Here is a 20,309-nt window from a genome sequence, read left to right on the forward strand (position 1 = left end):
GTTCGCCGGATCCCCTACCCTTTGTTGTTGTGAGCGACGAACTACCCGAGCAGATGCGCATCCGGAGGGAGAAGCTCGACCGCCTTCGCAACGAGGGCGTCGACCCTTACCCGGTGAATTTCCCACGCACGGCCACCAACGCCGAGGTCAGGGAGAAATACCAGGGCCTGGAGCCCGACATCGCCACCGGTGACACGGTCTCGGTCGCGGGGCGCGTCATGCTCAACCGCGTGGGCGGCAAGCTCTGCTTCGCCACGCTCCGCGACGGGGGCGCCGACCTGCAGGTCATGATCTCGCTCGACAAGGTGGGCGAGGAGTCGCTGGCCCGCTGGAAGCACGACGTCGACCTGGGCGACCACGTGGGCGTGACCGGCGAGGTGATCACCTCGCGCAGGGGCGAGCTGTCCGTCCTGGCCGGCAGCTGGCAGATCACCAGCAAGTGCCTGCGCCCGCTGCCGGAGAAGCACGTCGGCCTCACCGACCCGGAGGCGCGGGTCCGCCAGCGCTACGTCGACCTGATCGTCAACGACGAGTCGAGGAAGATGGCCAGGGTCCGCAGCGCCACGGTGCGCGCGGTGCGCGACTTCTGGCACGAGGAGGGCTATCTCGAGGTCGAGACGCCGATGTTGCAGCCGATCCACGGCGGCGCCACGGCCCGGCCGTTCAAGACCCACATCAACGCCTACGACATGGAGCTCTATCTCCGCATCGCGATCGAGCTCTATCTCAAGCGGCTCGTGGTCGGCGGCATCGAGAAGGTCTTCGAGATCAACCGCAACTTCCGCAACGAGGGCGCCGACTCGACGCACAACCCCGAGTTCACCATGGTCGAGGCCTACGGCACCTACCTCGACTACAACGGCATCGCCGATCTGACGCAGCGGATGTACCAGAAGGCCGTCGTGGCCGCCCTGGACACCTCGGTGGTCGTGCACGACGGTGTCGAGGTCGACCTGGGCATCTCCGAGTGGCCGCGCGTCACCCTCTACGGCGCGGTGTCCGAGGCCGTCGGCGAGCAAATCACGACCTCGACCTCGCTCGAAGAGCTGCGTAAGGTCGCCGACCGGCGCGAGATCCCCTGGGACCCGAAGTGGGGCGCGGGCAAGCTCGTGCAGGAGCTCTTCGAGGCGATCGTCGAGCACACGATCATCCAGCCCACGTTCGTCATGGACTTTCCGCTGGAGACCTCGCCGCTGGCCCGGCAACACCGCGACGACCCGCTGGTGACGGAGAAGTGGGACCTCATCGGGTTCGGCACCGAGCTGGGCACGGGCTACTCCGAGCTCAACGACCCCATCGAGCAGCGCCGCCGCCTGGTCGAGCAGTCCCTGCTGGCCGCGGGCGGCGACCCGGAGGCCATGCAGCTCGACGAGGACTTCCTGCAGGCGCTCGAATACGCGATGCCGCCGACGGGTGGCATGGGCGCCGGCATCGACCGGATGATCATGGCTTTCACCGGCAGGAACATCCGCGAGACCATCCTGTTCCCCCTGGTCAAGCCCACCCACTGAGGGCCACGTGGCATCCCGCCGCACCGGTTGCGGCGGGAGCCCGCGCGAGCGGGTGAGCCTGGCGGGCTCGTGCCTGTGCCGTGAAACGGTGACGGACGATCGGCCGTCCTGTTCCGGGATCAGGGCCGGGCTTGTCAGCTTCGGGTCAAGACCGCGGGCGAGGGGCGCGCGAGTGTCCGGAGTTTCCTGGGGGACGTTCGGCAGTGTTGTGTCCACCATGACGGTGCCGCTCGCCCAGGTCCGGAAATAAGGTGACTCGCGGGCCGCCGCCCGTGGTGAAGAGCGGCTGCGCGTGCCGCTGTACGTATGGATCATGCAGTAAATCGTGCGCCGGAGGGATCAAAACCCGGGACGCCGGACGCCCCGATCGGCGCCGGATCGGGCATGGCCGAAAGGGCGTGCGGACCGTACGTCGCGCGGCGAAGTTCGCTGGCACACGTGACTCGGTCACATACGGCGGATCATGTCAATACTGCTGGTCAAGTGCGGCGACTGTCGTGCTTGACGACCTTTCCATAATGCGTTTACCGTCTGCGAGGAGCGGCTGTGGCCTGGCTAAGAGGGTCCAGGCCTGCTGTTGGGGGGAGGGCTCCCGATGGATGTGCTCACTGAAGGCGTTGAGCTGAGCCATGCGGATTTGGCGTTACTGGCGGAACTCGCCAGAGGAGTCACGGTCGATCGGGTAGGCAGGCGACTGGACATCAGCAGCCGCACCGTACGCCGGAGGCTGCGCGGCATCTGCGACCGCATCGGCGTCGCCACCGCGATCGAGGCCGTGGCATGGGCGGCACGCCGCCAGCTGATCTAGCGGCACCGATCATGGGGCCCCTCACCGGGTTCAGTTCAGTCGGCGATGCGCACCGCGCCCGCGAACGGCCGCCGTTCGATCGACGCGATCCGCACCACATCACCCGTCCGAGGGGCGTGCACCATCATGCCGCCGCCCAGATAGATGCCCACGTGGTGCAGGTCGCTGTAGAAGAACACCAGGTCGCCTGGACGCATCTCGTCGCGTGAGATGTGCCGCCCGGCCGTCCACTGGTTGCCCGTGTAGTGCGGCAGCGAGATGCCCACCTGCTGGTAGGCCGCCATCACCAGGCCGGAGCAGTCGTAGGAGCCGGGGCCTTCGGCCCCCCAGACGTACGGCTTGAGCTGCTGCGTGAGCGCCCATCGTGCCGCCTGCGCGGCCTTGCCGCTGCCGGCGATCGGCAGGTTGACGCGTGTGGCGCGGGTGCCGGGCCGACCGGCCTCGCCCAGCGCCCGCCTGAACAGGTTGCTCTCGACCTTGGCGACCAGCTTGCTGATCTTGCCGCGCTTGGCGTCGAGGTCCTTGACGATCTTCTCGACCTCGCTGATGCGCGACTTGGCGCCCGCCCTGGCGCGCTCGGCGGCCTTCCTGGCCTTGGTGAGCTGGTCGAGCTCCTCGCCATGCCGCTGCTCGATCGCGAACGTGGTCGCGGCGCGGTCGAGGAAGTCGGAGGGGTCGTCGGAGGAGGTGAACGCCAGCGCCCGGCTCAGCCCGCCCGTGATGTAGGCGTTCTGGGCGAGCAGGACGGCCTTGGCGCGCTTGGCCGCCAGGTCCGTCTCGCTGGCCGCCAGGGTCTTCTGTGCGGCCTCGGCGGCCTTCTTGGCCGTCTTCAGCTTCTCCCGCTGCCCGTTGTACTGCTCGGTCAGCGTCTCGATCTCGGTGTGCATCTTCTCGACCCGCGAGGCGAGGTCTTTGAGCGAGGGCTTGGGGTCGGCGTACGCCGGGCCGGTGGGAACCGAGAGCAGCAGCGCGGTGATTGTGAGACTTGCCACACCGATTCGCTGGCGCAACAGGGCGCGTTCCGGAGGGCGGGCGTGCTTGCCCGCCGACTTCCTCCCACGGTTGAACGTGCGCTTCACCAACCAGGCTCCTCTCATCGACGCCTACCGGGTTAGCTGACGGGTTCGGGCCGGAGCAGCCCTACCGAAAAACTCGGATTCACCCCGTGATGGCGGTCGCCACCGGCGGGTCCCCGGCTTCCCTGAGGGAATTGAGCGTGCCTCCCCGCGCGCGACACGCGGGGAACATTGTCGCTGGACACTAATGCACTCCGGGTTCCTGCTCAACCAGAACTGCCAACTCTGTAGAGGTTTCACAACTGAAGGGTCACAAGGTGATCTCGGTGCCAGTCGCGCAGGAGTGACTGAATGTGGTGCTTCCTCCCGAACGGTCGCCCGGCGCGACGTCGTGCTCGCCCGGCCACGAGATGTAACAGGATGGGCGGAGACATGTGAGTTAGGTCCGAGCCGTAATGACATCTGTACTCTGGAGAGCCATGGAGCAGGTGGCCGAACTGACTGTGCCCGAGACCGCGGTGGTGGTCCGGCGTGCGCGCACGCCTGACGTGCGGGGGGTCAGGCGCCTGGTCGACGCCTATGCGGGCGCGGGCCCGCGGCTCCTGAAAAAGGCCACGGTGACGCTGTACGAAGACGTACAGGAGTTCTGGGTGGCCGAGCGCGGCGGGCAGGTCGTCGGCTGTGGCGCGCTCCACGTGCTCTGGGAGGACCTCGCAGAGGTCCGCACGGTGGCGGTCGATCCCGAATGCCGCGGCATGAGAGTCGGCCACCGGATCGTCTCAGCGCTGATCCAGCAGGCCAAAGATCTTGGTCTGCAGCGTGTATTCTGTCTTACTTTTGAGGTCGACTTCTTCGCGAGGCATGGTTTTCGCCGCATCCAGGGCACGCCCGTCTCGCCCGAGGTCTACGCCGAGCTGCTGGCCTCGTATGACGAGGGTGTAGCGGAGTTCCTCGACCTGGAACACGTCAAGCCGAACACCCTGGGCAACACCCGCATGCTGCTCCATCTGACATCGGGTGACGCGGACCTTGACCACATGGAAAGGTGATTGTTGATACCTATGTCGATACGTTGGGCAGCACAGGCATGTGTCCTGACACGTGCCACGCGCGCACTCGAAGCGAGGTGACACGGTGAGCACCGGACAGCCGCCGTACCCACAGGACGAATCCGGCGAGAACGCTGCGCCTCCCCACTCCGGCCAGCAGGCTCCGGGCCGCCACCCCGGCGAGCCCGACCCCGACGTCACTGTGGTCGGCTACCGGGCGGACGACGCCTACGGGCAACAGCCCCCCTATGGTCAGCAGCAGCAGGGCTATGGCCAGCAACCCCAGTACGGTCAGCAGCAGGGCTATGGCCAGCAACCCCAGTACGGTCAGCAGCAGGGCTACGGCCAGCAACCCCAGTACGGTCAGCAGCCCCAGTCCCAGCCCGACTACGGCCAGCAGCAATACGGTCAGCAGCAGGGCTACGGGCAGCAGCAACAGTCCGGCCAGCAGTATGACCAGCAATATGGTCAGCAGCAGCAGGGCTATGGCCAGCAACCGCAGTCCCAGCCCGGTTACGGCCAGCAGCAGGGCTACGGCCAGCAGCAACAGTACGACCAGCAGTACGGTCAGCAGCAGGGCTATGGTCAGCAACCCCAGTCGGGCCAGCAATACGACCAGCAGCAATATGGCCAGCAGCCGCAGTCCGGTCAGCAGTATGACCAGCAATATGGTCAGCAACAGCAGGGCTATGGTCAGCAACCCCAGTCGGGCCAGCAGTACGACCAGCAGCAATATGGCCAGCAGTCGCAGTCGGGCCAGCAGTACGACCAGCAGCAATATGGCCAGCAGCCGCAGTCGGGCCAGCAGTACGACCAGCAGCAATATGGCCAGCAGTCGCAGTCGGGTCAGCAGTATGACCAGCAATATGGTCAGCAGCCGCAGTCCCAGCCCGGCTACGGGCAGCAGCAGCAGTACGGCCAGCAGGGCTACGGACAGCCACAGCAGTCCCAGCCCGGTTACGCCCAGCCCGGCTACGGCCAGCAGTACGGCGACCAGCAGTACGGCCAGGCCTACGGGCAGCCACAGCAGGCCGGTTACGGCCAGGCTCCCTACGGCCAGCCGGGTTACGGCCCGGTCGGCGTGCAGCCGCCGGGGGCTCCCGCCCCGCTGGCGGAGTGGTGGCAGCGTCTGGTGGCGCGCCTCGTCGACGGTGTCCTGTTCGGCGTCGTGATGTTCGTGGTGTCCCTCCTGTTCACGACGCTGTTCCTGGTCAGCTACGACTCGACCAGCGGCGCCACCTCGGGGATGTTCGGCTCGTTCGCGCTCAACATCGTGCTGGCCATCGTCCTCACCGCCGTCTACGTCGGTTACGACTTCCTCATGCACAAGATGAAGGGTCAGACGATCGGCAAGATGATCATGGGGATCAAGGTCGTGCCGGTGGGTCAGATGATGCCCCCTGGCGGCCTGCCTGGTGACGCCGCCATCAAGCGGGCCGGCGTGACTTGGGGCGCCTACATCCTCTACTTCCTGCCGTTCGGCACGATGCTGGCGGGCCTCATCTGCGGCCTGAACGGCGCTTCGATGCTCTGGGACAAGCCGCTGCAGCAGACGTTCGCGGACAAGTTCGCGAACACCGTGGTGGTCAAGATCAAGTAATCGGCAGAACCACGAAACAGGGGCCGGCTTCCCGTCGGCCTCTGTTTTGTATGTGAGGGTAGGTGCGGAATGTAGGGCTCTGAGCCGTCGATGACGCGAGGTGAGGGTTATGGCCGGGACGTCGCCGTGGGCGGACGCAGTGCCCGCGGAATGGTGGGAACGACTGGCTGCCCGGCTCATTGAAGCGCTCGTCTTCGGCATCGTTTATTACATTCTGTTCATTGCGCTATGGGCTGTCTTCCGGACTGTCGGCATGATGGACGTGTTCGACGGCCGGCTGCCCGGGGTGTTCGCGTGGGCGGCCGCCGGGCTGGGTTATACGGGCTACGACTGGTGGGCGCATTGGCGGCACGGGCGTACGTTCGGCAAGGCGATCATGCGGATCCGCCTGGAGCCGCGGGGTGTTCCGGCCCGTGCTCTGCTCAAACGCTCCCTGGTCTATCCGGGCCCTGTCGTGCTCATGGGCATTCCGGTGGCCAATCTGGTGGCGGGAATGCTGCTGTTCGGCGTCGGTATGCTCATCCTGATCGACAAGCCGCTGGAGCGTGGGCCGCATGACAGGCTAGCCGGAACCCGCGTGGTTAAAGATCTTCGCTGAGGCATCCGCACCTGCACGGATGTCTTTTCGCAAAATTTTCGCATGATCCGGTAAGGAGCCTGGAGAGACTGGCATTAGGCTATGGGGCGTCCGGGTTGCTGGATGTTGGTGTCCCTGCGACACATAGGGCATCTGTGTGCCGCTATGGTCGGGTGCGGGCGGTTGTCGCCTTGCGCACCATGAGGGGCCGCAGCGCTCCTCCTGGAGGCGCTCCGCGCGCTTAATGCGCCCCGAAACCCCGTCAGCCGTGGAGGCGAGGACGAATGGAAGCCCTTACAGACGTATTGTCAGCGCTCATCCCCCCGGTGGTGGTGGGCGGCGCCTTCATCTTTGGCGTCGTGAAGTTGGTCCGGTCGGAGGCCCTTGGCGACCGGCGAAACCGTGAGGATCAGGCCGAGGGCCAGAACTGATCGGCTAGTCAGCCGAATCCCCGTAGCGCTGAATTGTCTCCACGCCTTTCCGGGTATATGTTTGGGCTGGCGAATGAAACAATGCTCCGCGAAAGGATTGCGTAGATGGCCAAGCAGATCCAGGAGATTCTCATCGATGACCTCGATGGGGGCGAGGCCAATGAGACGGTCAGCTTCGCTATTGACGGCTCCTCCTATGAGATTGACCTCAGCGACCTTAACGCGAAGAAGCTGAGGGACGCGCTCACGCCTTTCGTGCAGCACGCGCGCAGGGCCGGTGCCGTCACCACGCGTCGGCGTGGCCGCGGCGGCAACCGCGCGATGAGCCGCGAGAAGAGCTCGGAGATCCGGCAGTGGGCCAAGGCCCACGGCCTGCCCGTCAGCGAGCGAGGCCGCATCGCCTCCACCGTCGTCGAGAAGTACGAGCAGGCTCACTAGGAGAGCCCGCTGCTCGACCATGCGCTTATGCCGTTCGCCTAGGACCCCGGCGACCGCCATAAGCGCATGATCGTGTCCGGGCCGTTCTGAATGGCGGGACGGCCCGGATGATGATCGACTGACCCGTCCATATGCGGGCGTTTTGGTCGCGTGTTCGGTCCGGCTCTCGGCGCCGTTTCCACGATGAGACGCTCCATATGTGATGGCGCCACGCCCGGCGTGTCCGAATGCGCCGCGTGGCCATACCCCATTCAACGTACGCTTCTCGACGCGAGGCGCCCGGATTGCCCGCGGGCCGCGTCATTCGCCTACCGTCACGGACAAGCGTCGCGCTCATGGAACGCGCCACGACGGAAATCCGGGCACCTAAAGGCCGGCGGCGATCTTCACGCGCTGTAGCCTTAACCGCGATCTCGACTCGTGGCCGGCGCCGGAAACCCCGTATGGCACGGAGGTGTGGACATCCGCGCAAAACGCCGCCGTACACGTTGCGTGGCCCCTGACCATAAGCCGCTTCCTGGAGATGCGCGGCGTGCTCATGCCCGGGGCATAACCCGCGAGCATGAGCACGCCTCACAAATCCGCTTCCGCGAGCATGTGCGCACAATGCCGGGCCATCACGAAGTGTGGTGGGCGCGCGGAATGCCGCCGGCCCGCGACGGCGGGGATGAGCGCGAATGGCGCGAGTGCCGCGGTGCAGTGTCTCATGATGCGAGATGAGATCGGTAACCCAGCTGACCGGATGACGCATTACTGTGTGTGCGGAGTGCGGCGCGTGGCCGTTGTGCTCAGGGCGTAGCACGGGCGGTTGGCCAAGCATTGCGTCGGGACATAGGATGATTGCGTAACAGATACGTACGCGGCATCTGAGATGCGCAGGTGAAGTGGCGCCCCGGTCGGCTTCGCCCCTGACGTTCGATGGCCGATCGTGGTGATCCGGATACGGTGCGGCGGCAAATTCGAGCCGCTTCCGTGAAGCGTCCTAAACATCGTTCGCTTGCGGCGTATCGGGAACACGTCACCCCCGAACGGTAGTTGGATGGAGGGTGAACGCCCTGCTCCCGGGGAACGTGTCTGCTATAGAGCGTGTCAGCGGCAGTGGGCACGGTTCGCCGAGCCAGGGCTAGCATGCGGGATGACGGGACCGGATTTACCGGCCTGACTGACCGCTCTGTGAGGAGCGACGAGATGTTCGAGAGGTTCACCGACCGAGCGAGGCGTGTTGTCGTCCTGGCCCAAGAAGAGGCCAGGATGCTCAACCACAACTACATCGGCACTGAGCACATTCTTCTTGGTTTGATCCACGAAGGTGAGGGCGTAGCCGCCAAGGCTCTGGAGAGCCTCGGCATCAGCCTTGAGGGTGTGCGCCAGCAGGTCGAGGAGATCATCGGCCAGGGCCAGTCGGCTCCGTCGGGGCACATTCCGTTCACCCCGCGGGCCAAGAAGGTCCTCGAGCTGTCGCTCCGTGAGGCTTTGCAACTGGGTCACAACTACATCGGCACCGAGCACATCCTGCTCGGACTCATCCGTGAGGGTGAGGGTGTGGCCGCCCAGGTGCTGGTCAAGCTTGGAGCCGATCTCAACCGTGTCAGGCAGCAGGTCATCCAGTTGCTCCACGGCTACCAGGGCAAGGAGCCGGCCGCCGCGGGTGGCCCGCAGGAGTCGGCCCCGTCGACCTCCCTGGTGCTCGACCAGTTCGGCCGCAACCTGACCCAGGCGGCCCGCGAGGGCAAGCTGGATCCGGTCATCGGCCGCGAGAAGGAGATCGAGCGGGTCATGCAGGTCCTCTCCAGGAGGACCAAGAACAACCCCGTTCTCATCGGCGAGCCCGGCGTCGGCAAGACCGCCGTCGTCGAAGGCCTGTCGCAGAAGATCGTCAGGGGCGAGGTGCCCGAGACGCTGAAGGACAAGCAGCTCTACACGCTTGACCTCGGTGCCCTGGTCGCCGGCTCCCGCTACCGCGGTGACTTCGAAGAGCGCCTGAAGAAGGTGCTCAAGGAGATCCGCACCCGCGGCGACATCATCCTGTTCATCGACGAGCTGCACACGCTCGTGGGTGCGGGCGCCGCCGAGGGCGCGATCGACGCCGCCAGCATTCTCAAGCCCATGCTGGCCCGCGGCGAGCTGCAGACGATCGGCGCGACGACGCTCGACGAATACCGCAAATACCTCGAGAAGGACGCAGCGCTGGAGCGCCGGTTCCAGCCGATCCAGGTGGCCGAGCCCTCGCTCAGCCACACGATCGAGATCCTCAAGGGTCTGCGCGACCGCTACGAGGCGCACCACCGCGTGTCCATCACCGACGACGCGCTGGTGGCCGCCGCGCAGCTGGCCGACCGCTACATCAGCGACCGCTACCTTCCCGACAAGGCGATCGACCTCATCGACGAGGCCGGCTCCAGGATGCGCATCCGCAGGATGACCGCGCCGCCGGACCTTCGCGAATACGACGAGAAGATCGCCAACGTCCGCCGCGACAAGGAGTCCGCGATCGACGCGCAGGACTTCGAGAAGGCCGCTGCCCTCCGCGACCAGGAGAAGCAGCTCCAGCTCAAGCGCGAGCGGCGGGAGAAGGAGTGGAAGGCCGGCGACATGGATGTCGTGGCCGAGGTCACCCAGGAGCTCATCGCCGAGGTCCTGGCGACCGCCACCGGCATCCCGGTCTTCAAGCTGACCGAGGAGGAGTCCCAGCGCCTGCTCCGCATGGAGGACGAGCTCCACAAGCGGATCATCGGCCAGGACGACGCCATCAAGGGCCTGTCGCGCTCCATCCGGCGCACCCGTGCCGGCCTGAAGGACCCGCGGCGTCCCGGCGGCTCGTTCATCTTCGCCGGCCCCTCGGGCGTCGGTAAGACCGAGCTGTCCAAGGCTCTGGCGGAGTTCCTCTTCGGCGACGAAGACGCTCTGATCAGCCTGGACATGTCCGAGTTCATGGAGAAGCACACCGTCTCCAGGCTCTTCGGCTCGCCTCCCGGCTACGTCGGCTACGAAGAGGGCGGCCAGCTCACCGAGAAGGTGCGGCGCAAGCCGTTCTCCGTGGTCCTGTTCGACGAGATCGAAAAGGCCCACCCCGACATCTTCAACTCGCTGCTGCAGATCCTGGAAGACGGTCGCCTGACCGACGCCCAGGGCCGCGTGGTCGACTTCAAGAACACGGTCATCATCATGACCACCAACCTCGGCACCCGTGACATCTCCAAGGGCATCGGGGTCGGGTTCGCGAAGTCCAACGACGCCGACTCCAACTACGACCGGATGAAGTCCAAGGTCCAGGAAGAGCTCAAGCAGCACTTCCGGCCCGAGTTCCTCAACCGCGTCGACGACATCGTGGTCTTCCACCAGCTGACGCCCAACGAGATCATCAAGATCGTCGATCTGATGCTCAACCAGGTCGACGCCAGGCTGAAGGACCGCGACATGGGGCTCGACGTCTCGCCCGAGGCCAAGCAGCTGCTGGCCGACCGCGGCTACGACCCGGTCATGGGCGCCCGTCCGCTACGGCGTACGATCCAGCGCGAGCTGGAAGACTCCCTGTCGGAGAAGATCCTTTACGGCGAGCTCCGTCCGGGGCAGGTCGTCAAGGTGACCACCGAAGGCGAGGGCGACGACGCCACGTTCGTCTTCAAGGGCGAGTCCGCATCGAAGGTGCCCGACTCGGCTGCCGCGATCGCAGCGCCGATCCAGCGCTGACGTCCGGTTCTCCGAAAGCCCCCGCGTGGATGACGCTCCACGCGGGGGCTTTCGCGTGGGCGCCCGTCGTCGGCGCTGAGGCGCCGTCTAAGGGCTTGCCGGGGTGGCGCCGCTCAACCCTGCCCTGGCCCGGGTGGTTGCCGCTCAGTGGCACGATGAACCATCCGGAGCCTGGGAAGGGTCTCGAGATCGTCCATCCGGCCCGGTGTGACAGACCGCACCTCTAGCGTGACGTGCCCCGTAAGATCCGCGGTCGTTGCCCAATCTTCATGAGTCCGGGTGTTTCGCCACGCGAAGTAGTACTACACTGTGTAGAGCTTCGCCTTGATGGTGACTGCTCCCTCGGGAGTAGGACGAAGTCAACTCAGGGCGGACGCGCTCGCCACCCGTCGGCAGGCATGCTCACAGGGTTCGCACGTCCAAGGCGGGCGACGGGAAGACACAACGCAAGCCTGGAGGAAACCGATGCGCCTGCGTCACGATGACGGAACGCTCGTTCACCTCGCCTACAACGCAGGCGTCCACCCCGCTGAGGATCTGGAGAACCTGATCGCCCACCTGACTCGCTACGCCGTGCCCGTGCGCAAGCGGCTGGGGGTCGAACGGATGGGCATCGGGCTGTGGTTGTCGCCGGCCGTCGCCGACCACCTCACGGCCGACCGCATCGAGCTCGTACGCCTGCGCCGCTCGCTGGAGGAGCGCGGCCTGGAGGTCGTGAGCCTCAACGGCGCCGGCGGACGCAACCAGGAGGTGCCCGGTCCCGACTGGGCCAAGCCCGAGCGCTACCGCTACACGATGGCGCTGGCCAAGATCCTGGCGTTCCTGCTCCCCGAGGACGTACGGTTCGGCAGCATCTCGACGATCCCGATCGGGTGGCGCCGCGACTGGCCCGCCGATCTGCACTCCATCGCCACGCGCCGGCTCGAACGGCTGGCGCGCGAGTTGCGCGGCATCTACAGCGTGACCGGCAAGACGATCAGGGTCGGGTTCGAGCCGTGGCCCGGGTGCGTGCTGGAGACGACCGAGCAGGCGCTGGAGCGGGTGTGCGGCATCGACTCCGAGCACCTGGGCGTGTGCCTGGACGCCTGCCACCTGGCCGGCGGCGCCGAGGAGCCCGGCGTGGCGCTCAAGGGGCTGGCCGAGGCCGGTGCGCCGGTGGTCAAGCTGGGGCACGTGCACAGCCACACGGGGGAGACGCCGAGCAGTACGGGCGCCGTGCTGCACGACACGCTGACGGCGATGTTGTCGGGGGCGGTCAGCGGGAGCGCGCACATCGAGGTGGAGACGCACAACCTGATGGTGCCCGGGCGGGCCAAGGGGCCTGGGGCGCTGGTGTCGCTGCTCGCCGACGAGCTGGCCTGGGCCCGTACGAACCTCACCAGCCTGGGTCTGCAACTGGCCGCCTAGGGAGCTGCGAGCGCCCGCGCCGCGGAGCGAACCTGGCCGACCCCCCGCTCCGCGGGGGTGAACCTGGTTGACGGCCCGCGCCGCGGGGTGGACCTTGTCGAGCGCCCGCGTCGTGGAGCGAAGCTGGTCGAGGGCCGTGCCTGAGGGCGAGCCCGGCCCGCGTTCGGGCGGACGGGGCGCGTTCGAGGGGGTAGCCGGGCCGCAGGCCCGGGGTGGTGGAGGTCGGGTCAGACCCTGACGCCGCACCCACCCGTGGATGGCGGGTCGTGCCCGGGCCGGACAGGTGGGGTGGATTGCGTCCGGCCTGGAGGGGTGGCCGGTCAGAGGGAGCCGAACCAGCCGGGGATGTCCAGGCGCCAGAGGCCGTCCGGGGTGACCTTCCGCAGGTCGGCTTCGAGGGCGTGCAGCCGGTCCTCGCCGAGCTCGTGCGCCCAGCGGGCGCGGAGGTCGTCGAAGATGCGGGCCGAGCGGTTCAGCGCGTCCATCGCGTACGGCGTGAGCCGGGCGATCTTGCGCCGGGTGTCGTGGGGATCCGTGGTGCGTTCGACGTAGCCGACGCGTTCGAGGGTGTCGATGGTCTTGCCCGCGGCCTGTTTGGAGACGCCGAGCACGCGGCCCAGCTCGACGGCGGTGGTGCCGCGCGGGCCGATCGCCTGCATGACGAACCCGTGCATGGGCCGCAGGTCCGGGTGGCCTTGGCGGGCCAGCTCGGCGTGCAGTTCGTCGATCAACATCCTGAAGGCGAGCAGCAGGCGGAGCGGAAGTTCGAAGCCGGGGGCGTCGCTTGACATGATAGACAACCTGATTGACTATATGGACAACGTAGTTGCCTATCTTAGGAGCTTCAGGACGTGACTGTCATTCGTAGCGCCGAGGCGCGGCGGTCGGAGACCCCTGGCGGGGTCATGACGACGTTCGCCTCGCCGGCGCAGGGAGGGGCCTCGCGAGCCCTGTGGCGGGTGGACGCCAAGCCGGGCGTGCACGGGCCCGTGCATGACTTCGACAGCGAACAGGTGTGGACCTGGACGGCCGGAGCGGCCGTCGTCGAACTGGGCGGTGACCGGTTCGAGGCCGCGGCGGGCGACACCGTCGTCTTCCCCGCGCACACGGTGAGGCGCGTGCTCGCCGACCCCGGCAACGGCTACACCGCCGTCGTGACGGCCCCGGCGGGCGCCAGGGCTCTGGCCGAGATCGGCGCCGACTACGGCGTCCCGCCGTGGATCGTTTGAGGAGGGTGCTTCCCATGACCATCGTCCTGTCCGCGGAATCCCGCAGGATCGAGACGCCCAACGGCGTCATGACCACACTCGCCTCGCCGTCGCAGGGAGGGGCGGAGCAGGCCGTGTGGCGGGTGGACGCCCGCCCCGGAATGGTGGGACCGGTGCACGCGTTCGACGCCGAGCTGGTGTGGACGTGGCTCGACGGCTCGGCCGTCGTCGCGCTCGGAGACGAGCGGTTCGAGGTCGGCGTAGGGGACACCATGGTGCTGCCCGCCGGCGCGAGCAGGCAGATGACCGCCGACCCCGAGCGCGGGTTCGTCTCGATCGTCGCCGCGCCTTCCGGCGCCCACGTCTACAACCCCGGCGGCGTGTCGGCGCCGGACGCCTGCGACCTGGCCCCCAAGGGCACGGAACGCACCGTCCCGCCCTGGGCTCGGTAACAACACGTCCCGGTGGCCCGGGGCGGTCAGGAGTGGGGGAGGCGGTAGGTGCCGTCGTCGAGGGGTTCGGCGAGGCCGTCGGCGACCAGGCCGTCCAGGGCGCGTTCGCGCTGGACCGCGTCGTCCCACACGGCGTCGAGGGCCGCCTTGGGGACCGGCCCGTGGGCGGACCTGAGCACGTCGAGAAGGCGGCCGCGGCACTGGCGGTCGGTGCCCGCGTACGTCTGGCCCTTGCGCGCGGGACCGTCGTGCGGCGGCTTGCCGGCCAGCCGCCAGGCGCACAGGTGGGTGATCGGGCAGTCGGCGCAGCGCGGGGTGCGGGCCGTGCAGACCAGCGCGCCGAGCTCCATCACCGCCACGCCCCAGCGGGGCGCGTCCAGCTCGGGCAGAAGTGACTCCGCCAGCCGCCGCTCCGCCGCGGAGGTGGCCGTGGGCGGATATTGCACGGCGCGCACCGCACGCGCGAACACCCTGCGGACGTTGGTGTCGAGGACGGCATGGCGGCCGCCGTACGCGAAGCTGGCGACCGCGGCGGCGGTGTATTCGCCGATGCCGGGCAGGGACAGCAGGGTCGTGTGGTCGGACGGCACCTCGCCGCCGTGTTCCCCGGCGACGGCCCTGGCGCACGCGTGGAGCCGCAGCGCCCGGCGCGGATAGCCGAGCCGGCCCCAATGGCGTACGGCTTCGCCGGGTTGCTCGGCGGCCAGTGCCTTGGGGGTGGGCCAGCGGTCCATCCACTCGTGCCAGACGGGCAGGACACGGGCGACCGGGGTCTGCTGGAGCATGATCTCGCTGACGAGCACGCCCCACGGCGTCGCGTCGGCGGCACGCCAGGGGAGGTCTCGGGCGTTGTCGGCGTACCAGTCGAGAACGGGGGCGTGCAGGAGGTTCGGCTCAACCACGCGGTCAAGCGTATGCCGAGTTCGCAGGCTTCGGCGTGTCGTCACTCTTCGTGGCTGGACAATTACCATGCTGAGCGTTGTGGCTCCTCCGCTCCCTGAAGGGAGAGGCCTCTCGCTGAGCCGCTTCCGCGGCCTGGCGAAGGACGAGCCCTCACACACTGCTCGAGCGCGGCGGCCCGCTCGCTGGTGGGGCGCAACGGGGAAGTGAGCGACCGACCTGCGCACACCCACCTCCGACTCTCACGACCAGCAAGGCAACGACCACAGGAACCGACCAGATCGGAAGGGAGGGAGCGCGGGGTCCTCCACCTGGTGAAGCAGGTGGGGAGCACCGCGCGAACCCGATGGACCCGGATTCGATGCGCGGCGACGGCGGTGACGTCTACTGGCGGCGTCGGATGAGCGTGCTGGTGGCGGTTCTCGTCGTGGTGGCCGTGGTGGCGTGGGCGTGCTCGAGCGGTGGCAGCGGACCGGGCCGTACGTCCAGCGCGCAGTCGTCATCGAGCCCCACGCCCAGCGCTGATCCGCTGCTCGCCGGGCTGCGTACGCTGGCTCTGGGCACGGCCAGCCCGTCGCCGACTCCGACCGCCACCGCCACGCCGAGCCCCACCGCCGGGCAGAGGAAGCCAGGCCAGCCCTGCGTCGAGGAAGATCTGGTGCTCAGCCTCCAGAGCGGCAAGGAGCAGATCTACGCGGGCGACGCCCGGCCCACCTTCCTGGTCACGCTGGTCAACACCGGGCCCGTGATGTGCACGGCCGACGTGGGGCCGCGCGCCATGGAGATCCGCATCACCTCGGGAGCGGACCGGATCTGGTCGAACGCCGACTGTGTCAGCGGGGCGGGCACGGAGGTCGAGCAGCTCCAGCGGGGGGTGCCTTACGTGCGGTCGCTGGAATGGGACCGCCGCCGCTCCAACGCCGACTGCAAGGCCACACCGGCGGCCGCGCTGCCGGGCACGTACGTGGCCACCGTGCGCATGGGCAAGCTCCGCAGCAGCAAGGGGATCTTCCACCTCCGCTAGGAGCGCCTGCCATGCGTCGCTGAGCCCTCCCGGCCCACGCCCGCGTGGCCGACGGTCAGACGTAACGTTCGAGGATGGAGGACTCGGCGAGGCGGGACAGGCCCTCGCGTACGCTGCGCGCCCTCGACTCCCCGACGCCGCCCACCGCCTGCAGGTCGTCGATGCTGGCGGCCAGGAGCTTCTGCAACCCGCCGAAGTGGTTGACCAGGCGGTCGACCACGGTGGCCGGCAGGCGGGGCACCTTGGCGAGCAGGCGGAAACCCCTGGGGCTCACCGGGGTTTCGAGCATGTCGGTGCCGTTGTGACCGAGCACCTGGGCGACCACCGAGAGGTCGAGCAGCTCGTTGCCCGACAGCTTGTCGAGGTCGTGCAGGGCCTCGATCAGTCGGCGCTGGCGGCGGCCGGCGGGCGCCGGGAGATAGTCGCGGATGACCAGCTCCCGCTCGGAGTCGACACCGGCCACGAGCTCGTCGAGCTGCAGGGACAGCAGCCGGCCGTCGGTGCCCAGCTCGACGACGTAGCCCTTGATCTCGTCGGAGATGCGCCGGACCATCTCGAGCCGCTGGGCAACGGCGGCGACGTCGCGGACCGTGACCAGGTCTTCGATCTCCAGGGCCGACAAGGTGCCGGAGACCTCGTCGAGGCGGTGTTTGTATCGTTCGAGGGTGGCCAGGGCCTGGTTGGCCTTGGACAGGATGGCCGCCGACTCCTCCAGGACGTAGCGGATGCCGTCGAGGTAGAGGGCGATGATGCGCATCGACTTGCTGATGGCGATGATGGGCAGGCCGGTCTGCCGGGCGACGCGCTGGGCGGTGCGGTGGCGGGTGCCGGACTCGTCGGTGGGGATGGCGGGGTCGGGCACGAGGTGGACGGCGGCACGCACGATCTTGTGGTCGCTCACGACGATGGCGCCGTCCATCTTGGCCAGCTCGCGCAGCCTGGTGGCCGAGAAGTCGACGTCGAGCTCGAACCCGCCGCTGCAGACCTCTTCGACGACCCGGTTGTAGCCGAGCACGATCAGCCCGCCGGTCTGCCCGCGCAGGATCCGCTCCAGGCCGTCGCGCAGCGGAGTGCCTGGGGCCACAGCTGCCAGGGCTTCGCGACGACGGTCGTCAAGACTCCTATCCACCTGACCCCCGTGTCGATCGGTCACGCCCAGCTTAGCCGCGCTATGTGACGTGTGTGAGTGCGTCCCAGACGTTCTCCGCCTGGACGACCTCGAAACCGGGTGCGAACGCCACAGGCCCCACAGGCACCAGAGCACGCTGCCCGTTACGCCGGCGGCCGCCCTCTTCGAGGGATCCGGCGGGCACGAGGGCGCGCTTGAATCCCATCCTGGCCGCCTCGGACAGCCGCCTGCGGACGTCTTTGACCGGACGCAACTCGCCCGCCAGGCCCACCTCGCCGAGTGCCACGAGGCCGGCCGGCAGCGGCTTGTCTCCCGCGGCGCTGGCGACGGCGAGCATGATCGACAGGTCGACGGCGGGGTCGGCCAGCTTGATGCCCCCCACGGTGGCCGTGAACACGTCACACCCGCCCAGGCGGGCGTTGAGCCGGCGCTCGAGCACGGCGAGGATCATCTGCACGCGGTAGGTGTCGAGCCCTGACGACGTGCGCCTGGGCTGCTGGGCGTCGGTGCGGGCGACCAGGGCCTGCACCTCGGCGGGGAGCGGGCGGGTGCCCTCGACCGTGACGGCGACGCAGGTGCCGGGCACGGGCTCGCTGCGCCTGGAGACGAACAGGCCGCTCGGGTCGGTGATGCCCTCGATGCCCCGCTCGTGCAGGTCGAAGCAGCCGACCTCGTCGGTGGGGCCGAACCGGTTTTTGATCGCACGCACCATGCGGAGCCTGGAGTGGCGGTCGCCCTCGAAGTTGAGCACGACGTCGACCAGGTGCTCCAGCGTGCGCGGGCCGGCGATCGAGCCCTCCTTGGTGACGTGGCCGACGAGCACCGTGGCCATGTTGCGTTCCTTGGCCAGGCGCACGAGATTGGCCGCCACCTCGCGGACCTGCGTGACCCCGCCGGGCACGCCGGTGGCCTGCGCGGAGCCCACGGTCTGCACCGAGTCGACCACCAGCATGGTGGGCTGGACCTTGTCCACGTGGGCGACCAGGGCCGACAGCTCCGTCTCCGCGGCGAGGTAGAGGCGATCCTGGATGGCGCCGATGCGGTCGGCGCGCAGGCGCACCTGGGCGGCCGACTCCTCGCCCGTCACGTAGAGGACCGTCTCGCGCTCGGCGATGCGGGCCGCGGCCTCCAGCAGGAGCGTGGACTTGCCGATGCCCGGCTCACCGGCCAGCAGCACGACCGCGCCCGGCACGAGGCCGCCGCCGAGCACCCGGTCGAGCTCGGCGACGCCGGTCGTGCGGGCCGCCGCCACCTCGGCCTTGACCTGGCCGATCGGCAGGGCGGGCGCGGTGGTGGCGCCGGCCTGGACGACGCTGACGCCGCGGGCGCCCTCTTCGTCGACCGTGCCCCACGCCTGGCACTCGCCGCACCGGCCGACCCACTTCGTGGTGCGCCAGCCGCACTCGGCACAGCGGTATCCGGGTTTCGAGGCAGTCTTGGCCATGCGGAGCAGGCTAGCGGCAGGGGCCGACAATCTTCGAGCCCCGGCGGCGGCGTCCTGCCGCGCGCCCACCACGAAGGGTGCGGGACGCCGTACGGTTCACGCCAGGCCCAGCTCCGCGACCAGCATGCGCTTCGGCTTGGCACCCACGATCTGCTTGACCGGCTCGCCGTTCTCGAACAACACCATCGTCGGCACCGCCATCACGCCGTAACGGGCCATGATCTCGGGGTGCGCGTCGGTGTCGAGCTTGCCGATCGTCAGCCCGTGCTCGGCCTCGATCTGCTCCAGTACGGGGCCCACCATCCGGCACGGCCCGCACCAATCGGCCCAGAACTCCACCAGGACCGGCTTGTCGTTCTTGAGCACCTGCTCTTCGTAATTGTCGGTGGTCACTGTGATCATCTTTACCCCTTCACGAAGCAACCCGGACAGGACTGCGCGAGCTGGGCGGCCACCTCGGCACGGCGGGCGAGCAGGGCGCGGATCTCCTCGTCGATCTCCTTGAGCTTGCGCTCGTAGACCTCGACCGACTCGGCGCACGAGCCGCCCGAGCTGTGCCCGCGACGCAGGCAGTCGAGGAACGGCCGGGTGTCCTCCAGCGTGAAGCCCACGCTGAGCAGTGCCCTGATCTCGGAGACCAGCCTGACGTCCTCCTCGCCGTAGTCGCGGTAGCCGTTGGCCGCGCGACGGGCGCTGAGCAGGCCGTGCTTCTCGTAGTAGCGGAGCGAGCGCGGGCTCACTCCTGTGCGTTCCGCCAGCTCTCCGATGCGCATACGACCACGGTAAACATTGACGCCGATGTCAAGGTCAAGTCCTAGAAGTGGCGCCAGCGCAGCACGTTCGGATAGGGAATCTCCAGGCCCGGGGTCTCGGCGATGGCCTGCTCGGCCACGCCGGGTGCGAACTCGATGCGCAGCACCGCCTCCAGGTCCGCCCGCCGCTCGAAGGCCATCCTGAGGTCGAGCGGTCGCCGTTGCCAGCCGTGCCGGACCCAGAACGCCTCGACGTCGCGGGGCGAGTAGGCGGGTACGGTGTGCGAGAACCAGCGGCCGAACGACCCGCGCGTCGCGTCGAGGTCGAGCACGAAGGCCGCGCCGCCGCGGCGTACCACCCGGGACAACTCGCGCAGCCCCGGCTCGCAGCCGGGGCCGAAGAAGTACGCCCAGCGCGCCATCGCCACGTCGACGCTCGCGTCGGGCAGTGGCAGGTCCTGGGCGGCGGCGGCGTGCACGGCCACGTTGGGGAGGCCGGCGCAGCGGCGGCGGGCCAGCGCGGCCAGGTCTCCATGCGGCTCGACGCCGATGACGCCGGACGCCGCCGCGGCCAGGACCGGCAGGTGGTAGCCGGTGCCGCAGCCGATGTCGAGCACGGTCGCGCCGTCCCAGGGGCGCAGCTCGCGCATCGCCGCGTCGGCCGCGCCCTCGGGGTCGACGGCGCGGTTCTCCAGCTCGTAGACCTGCGGCGCGTTCCAGATGTTCGGGCTCGGGATCGCGCCTTTCGCTATCCGTGGCATGGTCCAACGCTAGGCGCATGCGCAACGTGCCAGAGGCGCTTTCGCGACCGCCGGACGTGGCCCGTCGCGGGCTCGCCTCTTGGGCTCACGCGCCAGATCGGCGTGACCAGCT

The 20,309-nt window shown here is 68.4% G+C and carries 19 protein-coding genes and 1 riboswitch; of the genes, 11 read left to right on the plus strand and 8 right to left on the minus strand.

Features of this window, described 5'->3' with window-relative positions; genetic code table 11:
- Positions 1-29 precede the first annotated feature (29 nt).
- Positions 30-1,511 (plus strand): bifunctional lysylphosphatidylglycerol synthetase/lysine--tRNA ligase LysX, encoded by a 1,482-nt coding sequence (gene lysX, locus E1294_RS20645; protein WP_132510487.1) that lies wholly within the window; start codon positions 30-32, stop codon positions 1,509-1,511.
- Positions 1,512-2,106: 595 nt separating this feature from the next.
- On the plus strand, positions 2,107-2,319 hold the full coding sequence (locus tag E1294_RS20650; RefSeq protein ID WP_132510489.1) for a LuxR C-terminal-related transcriptional regulator: 213 nt from the start codon (positions 2,107-2,109) through the stop codon (positions 2,317-2,319).
- 35 nt (positions 2,320-2,354) lie between these two features.
- Here the strand turns inward: E1294_RS20650 and E1294_RS57255 are convergent, their stop codons facing one another.
- Positions 2,355-3,398 carry a C40 family peptidase gene (locus E1294_RS57255; RefSeq protein WP_132510529.1) on the minus strand — a complete coding sequence of 348 codons (1,044 nt, stop codon included), beginning with the start codon at positions 3,396-3,398 and terminating at the stop codon, positions 2,355-2,357.
- A gap of 6 nt (positions 3,399-3,404) precedes the next feature.
- A riboswitch (cyclic di-AMP (ydaO/yuaA leader) is annotated at positions 3,405-3,546 on the minus strand.
- 268 nt (positions 3,547-3,814) lie between these two features.
- Between E1294_RS57255 and E1294_RS20660 the strand changes: the two genes are divergently transcribed.
- The 6 genes from E1294_RS20660 to E1294_RS20685 all read left to right on the plus strand — a co-directional run bounded on the left by E1294_RS20660 (position 3,815) and on the right by E1294_RS20685 (position 12,527).
- Positions 3,815-4,384 carry an amino-acid N-acetyltransferase gene (locus tag E1294_RS20660; protein ID WP_181958529.1) on the plus strand — a complete coding sequence of 190 codons (570 nt, stop codon included), beginning with the start codon at positions 3,815-3,817 and terminating at the stop codon, positions 4,382-4,384.
- A gap of 85 nt (positions 4,385-4,469) precedes the next feature.
- Positions 4,470-5,984, plus strand: a complete 1,515-nt coding sequence (locus tag E1294_RS20665) for an RDD family protein (protein WP_132510491.1) — start codon at positions 4,470-4,472, stop codon at positions 5,982-5,984.
- Positions 5,985-6,093: 109 nt separating this feature from the next.
- Positions 6,094-6,582, plus strand: coding sequence for an RDD family protein (locus tag E1294_RS20670; protein ID WP_132510493.1), 489 nt, complete (start codon positions 6,094-6,096; stop codon positions 6,580-6,582).
- A 515-nt stretch (positions 6,583-7,097) separates the two neighbouring features.
- Positions 7,098-7,430, plus strand: coding sequence for a histone-like nucleoid-structuring protein Lsr2 (locus tag E1294_RS20675; protein WP_132332025.1), 333 nt, complete (start codon positions 7,098-7,100; stop codon positions 7,428-7,430).
- A 1,188-nt stretch (positions 7,431-8,618) separates the two neighbouring features.
- The gene (locus tag E1294_RS20680) at positions 8,619-11,120 is read left to right on the plus strand and encodes an ATP-dependent Clp protease ATP-binding subunit (protein WP_132510495.1); all 2,502 of its coding nucleotides are present in this window, start codon (positions 8,619-8,621) and stop codon (positions 11,118-11,120) included.
- A gap of 465 nt (positions 11,121-11,585) precedes the next feature.
- A complete protein-coding gene (locus E1294_RS20685) occupies positions 11,586-12,527 on the plus strand; it encodes a TIM barrel protein (protein WP_132510497.1) in 942 nt (313 codons plus the stop codon).
- Positions 12,528-12,847: 320 nt separating this feature from the next.
- Here E1294_RS20685 and E1294_RS20690 read toward each other — a convergent pair whose 3' ends face one another.
- Positions 12,848-13,318 (minus strand): MarR family winged helix-turn-helix transcriptional regulator, encoded by a 471-nt coding sequence (locus tag E1294_RS20690; protein WP_181958530.1) that lies wholly within the window; start codon positions 13,316-13,318, stop codon positions 12,848-12,850.
- A 60-nt stretch (positions 13,319-13,378) separates the two neighbouring features.
- On the opposite strand from E1294_RS20690, the gene E1294_RS20695 reads away from it, so the two are divergent.
- Together E1294_RS20695 and E1294_RS20700 are read left to right on the plus strand one after the other, a co-directional pair.
- Complete coding sequence (locus E1294_RS20695) at positions 13,379-13,756, plus strand: cupin domain-containing protein (protein ID WP_132510499.1); 378 nt, start codon at positions 13,379-13,381, stop codon at positions 13,754-13,756.
- A 14-nt stretch (positions 13,757-13,770) separates the two neighbouring features.
- Positions 13,771-14,187: a cupin domain-containing protein gene (locus E1294_RS20700; RefSeq protein WP_132510501.1), complete on the plus strand. Its 417-nt coding sequence runs from the start codon at positions 13,771-13,773 to the stop codon at positions 14,185-14,187.
- 26 nt (positions 14,188-14,213) lie between these two features.
- Here the strand turns inward: E1294_RS20700 and E1294_RS20705 are convergent, their stop codons facing one another.
- Positions 14,214-15,089, minus strand: coding sequence for an HhH-GPD family protein (locus E1294_RS20705; protein ID WP_281284463.1), 876 nt, complete (start codon positions 15,087-15,089; stop codon positions 14,214-14,216).
- Between the two features lie 359 nt (positions 15,090-15,448).
- On the opposite strand from E1294_RS20705, the gene E1294_RS20710 reads away from it, so the two are divergent.
- Entirely contained in the window at positions 15,449-16,111 is a 663-nt protein-coding gene (locus tag E1294_RS20710) for a hypothetical protein (protein ID WP_246083147.1), read from the plus strand.
- 55 nt (positions 16,112-16,166) lie between these two features.
- On the opposite strand, the gene disA is transcribed toward E1294_RS20710, so the two are convergent.
- The 5 genes from disA to E1294_RS20735 all read right to left on the minus strand — a co-directional run bounded on the left by disA (position 16,167) and on the right by E1294_RS20735 (position 20,197).
- The gene (gene disA / locus E1294_RS20715) at positions 16,167-17,264 is read right to left on the minus strand and encodes a DNA integrity scanning diadenylate cyclase DisA (protein ID WP_342775064.1); all 1,098 of its coding nucleotides are present in this window, start codon (positions 17,262-17,264) and stop codon (positions 16,167-16,169) included.
- Positions 17,265-17,280: 16 nt separating this feature from the next.
- A complete protein-coding gene (radA, locus tag E1294_RS20720) occupies positions 17,281-18,684 on the minus strand; it encodes a DNA repair protein RadA (protein ID WP_132510509.1) in 1,404 nt (467 codons plus the stop codon).
- A 96-nt stretch (positions 18,685-18,780) separates the two neighbouring features.
- Positions 18,781-19,086: a thioredoxin gene (gene trxA, locus E1294_RS20725; protein WP_132510511.1), complete on the minus strand. Its 306-nt coding sequence runs from the start codon at positions 19,084-19,086 to the stop codon at positions 18,781-18,783.
- A 2-nt stretch (positions 19,087-19,088) separates the two neighbouring features.
- The gene (locus tag E1294_RS20730) at positions 19,089-19,457 is read right to left on the minus strand and encodes a MerR family transcriptional regulator (protein WP_132510513.1); all 369 of its coding nucleotides are present in this window, start codon (positions 19,455-19,457) and stop codon (positions 19,089-19,091) included.
- Between the two features lie 41 nt (positions 19,458-19,498).
- Complete coding sequence (locus tag E1294_RS20735) at positions 19,499-20,197, minus strand: class I SAM-dependent methyltransferase (RefSeq protein WP_132510515.1); 699 nt, start codon at positions 20,195-20,197, stop codon at positions 19,499-19,501.
- Between the last annotated feature and the right edge of the window lie 112 nt (positions 20,198-20,309).

The organism is Nonomuraea diastatica, assembly GCF_004349015.1.
Lineage (GTDB): Bacteria > Actinomycetota > Actinomycetes > Streptosporangiales > Streptosporangiaceae > Nonomuraea > Nonomuraea diastatica.